The 2,466-nt window shown below is 52.4% G+C and carries 3 protein-coding genes and 2 pseudogenes; 2 read left to right on the top strand and 3 right to left on the bottom strand.

Translation table 11 applies throughout. The features are described from left to right. Both ACP5KC_RS10110 and ACP5KC_RS10105 read left to right on the top strand, forming a co-directional pair. Nucleotides 1-272 (top strand): hypothetical protein (locus ACP5KC_RS10110; RefSeq protein ID WP_428287490.1); only part of this gene is annotated, 272 nt, incomplete at its 5' end. A gap of 75 nt (nucleotides 273-347) precedes the next feature. Next, nucleotides 348-470 (top strand): annotated as a pseudogene (locus tag ACP5KC_RS10105) (IS607 family transposase); the annotation flags it as partial. On the opposite strand, the pseudogene ACP5KC_RS10100 reads toward ACP5KC_RS10105, so the two are convergent. From ACP5KC_RS10100 to ACP5KC_RS10090, 3 genes and pseudogenes are all read right to left on the bottom strand, one after another. Beyond that, a pseudogene (locus ACP5KC_RS10100) lies at nucleotides 468-590 on the bottom strand (IS607 family transposase); the annotation flags it as partial. The pseudogenes ACP5KC_RS10105 and ACP5KC_RS10100 sit on opposite strands and share 3 nt — an antisense overlap. Before the next feature lie 127 nt (nucleotides 591-717). Then, entirely contained in the window at nucleotides 718-1,086 is a 369-nt protein-coding gene (locus tag ACP5KC_RS10095) for a hypothetical protein (protein ID WP_428287489.1), read from the bottom strand. A 1,025-nt stretch (nucleotides 1,087-2,111) separates the two neighbouring features. Next, nucleotides 2,112-2,279 carry a hypothetical protein gene (locus ACP5KC_RS10090; protein ID WP_428287488.1) on the bottom strand — a complete coding sequence of 56 codons (168 nt, stop codon included), beginning with the start codon at nucleotides 2,277-2,279 and terminating at the stop codon, nucleotides 2,112-2,114. Nucleotides 2,280-2,466 lie beyond the last annotated feature (187 nt).

Genomic DNA, 2,466 nt, shown 5'->3' with positions numbered 1-2,466 from the left:
GCGTTGTGGACGGGTATCTCAATGGAGTTACGGGGCTTCAGTCTGAGGAGGGTCAGGCGGGAGTTCAGGCTCATATACCGCTGAGAGCGTCGAGACCGAGTGGAGATCTTCAGTGGGTTCTTCTCACCGGTTTGAGACCTAACATGAGCCGCGTGGAGTCTATGGAGGTGATCAAGGCGGTGAGTAAGCTAGGGGAGCCCGTTTTAGCGACTTTGATAGTCGAGGAGAAGACAAAACGCGCTAGGGGTCTCTTACAGGGTCTACATCCTTAACGAGGGCTGCTTCGTAATTAGTGGAGAGACGTAGAGTCTGTGAGCTCTGGTTTATTTGTTTTTATCGACGCCCTCGTGTCTGGGAGGTTGCTGAGGCCTAAGGGGGCTTATCAGAGTTTAGGTATAAGCTACTCTACTCTCTCTAGGTGGGTTAGAGAGGTTAAGATCAAGGCTGTTAGGGCTGCTAGCGGCAGGTACCCGCCTCTCGAGGTCGCTCTTCTGGTCGCTGGAGTTCACCCGGGCATAGACAGCGGCCCTGACTCCCCCTGCTGGAATACCTTCGGCGATCCTCCGAACCTCGCTCTCCGGAATCCTGTACAGCAAATGTCCTAAGGGGTTGGGAACTGTTCCATGCACAAATACGCTTGTGGTGAATGGCTCCTCTCAGCGTTGTTGCAAAACACTCGAGAAGCTTGATTCGACCAGCAACAGTTTTAGTGGGGGGCTACAGGAGATATAGCTCCACCTTCTCCAGCCTTCCAGTTTTTGGATCCACTCTAAACCCCAGTCTCTCGAGAGCCGTTACACCTAGTAATGCATCTATGTTTGTAGGTAGCTTGAGATCCGGCCACACCTCGATATCCCCGTGGGTCACAGAGTCTTCCACCCTTATCTCCCCACCACCATACTTAACCTTGATTACTTCGCCATTTGGAAGCTTCCTAAACCTTTCATACTTATACTCTATACCCAGCCCCTGAACCTTCTCCGGAGTGGTAATGATATCCCCATAGAAACCTGTGTCAACTAAAGCCCTTAGCCTAGCTCCACCCCGAGGCCCATATACCTCAACATCAACAACGATCGAACCCATGCCGCACATAACCCAATCCTACTTTGCTTTAAGAGGTTAAAATAACTCATCCAATTGTCGCAAAAGTTTTTAAACAGGTATTTTGTTTCGGAATGGCTTGAATAATGCTATCGCAAACAAGCATCTTCGAGGGCTGTTTCCAAAAATATTTTACTGGAGATTTACCTTCTTCAACCTATTTGGGGTTAAGGGGCTCCCTGCCCGAACTTCCTCGATCCCACACCGTGTATCCTGATCTTGACGTGCGCCTCCGGGTGTTGGTCGTGGAGTTGCTTAAGCATGCTGAAGCATTCCTCGCTCACCCACACGTGGACCTCAGCGAAGCCCTTAACAGACTCCTTAAACCGGTTCCTCACTATTTGCTCTGTGTGTTGCAACCTCGCTACGGGGTTCTACCTCAGCTACTACTGCCTTGCTGTATAGGGGTCTCCAAGCAACCTTACCAACCGGCATGGCCACTAAGTCTGGCCTAGCCTTAAGTGAGGAAACCTGCCTGACGGGCGCAGCTACGAAGTCTCTCGCATAATACCGCTACACAGTGATTCTAGCGACCTCATAGCCCTTGTCAGACGGTGCGGTAGTACTGTCTCCTATGGAGTTCACCCCCTACGACGAAAATTGAGACAGAGTAAAGAGCATTCTTCAAGACGCTTTCAAGAACTAACACCATAACGAGTGCCTTGAAAAAGAAGAAAGAAGAAGAGGAAAAGTCTCAGATTAAACCACCCAACCGCCCTTATTATAGCTACTACCCATATTGTAGACCTTAAGTGGAAAGGTCCCGACATAACGCTGGGTTATCTCTATCCAACACCCCGATTCCTCAACAACAACTAAGGGGATGTCCGGCACGGAGCAGGCCGTGAAGAAGTAGTAGGAGCCCTACACCCCTCGCGAGGAGTAGCGCTTTACCGGGGCAGTCCAGGGGATCCCCCTCCCAATCGGGCCGAGTACGCTGACAACGTCGCCCTCCCTTAGCTCGGCCATCGCTCTAGTACCCCTACCAGTCACCTTGTAGAGGGTCTCTAGGACCCCCTCTCCTCGTCGTAGTCGTAGACAGTGAAGGGTCTCCGCAGCAACAGCTCGTGGCCGTCTACCTTCACCATGACGAACCGGCCGGGGTCCACCCGGTCCAGACTGCGACCGCCCAGCACGAGGTGCTTATGCCCCCGCGCCACGCCGGTGTTCGACACCACAGGGCACTCGGCTACTCTCGCGAGCCGAGACCTCGGGCGCGCTCAACTGTCCCTACAACTTGGACACCCGTATAACGCTACCGACATCTGCCGCGGTGTCTCAGCGACTCGGCGTTTGGCTAGCGGGTGTATTAAAACCTGGTGATAGAAATCTTAATAACCAGGTTTTAAGATCAGACCCACA

It is taken from the genome of Infirmifilum sp., from assembly GCF_049970975.1.
Lineage (GTDB): Archaea > Thermoproteota > Thermoprotei > Thermofilales > Thermofilaceae > Thermofilum > Thermofilum uzonense.
Note: the sequence above shows the minus strand (reverse complement) of the source record. Positions and strands in the feature narration are given on the sequence as shown.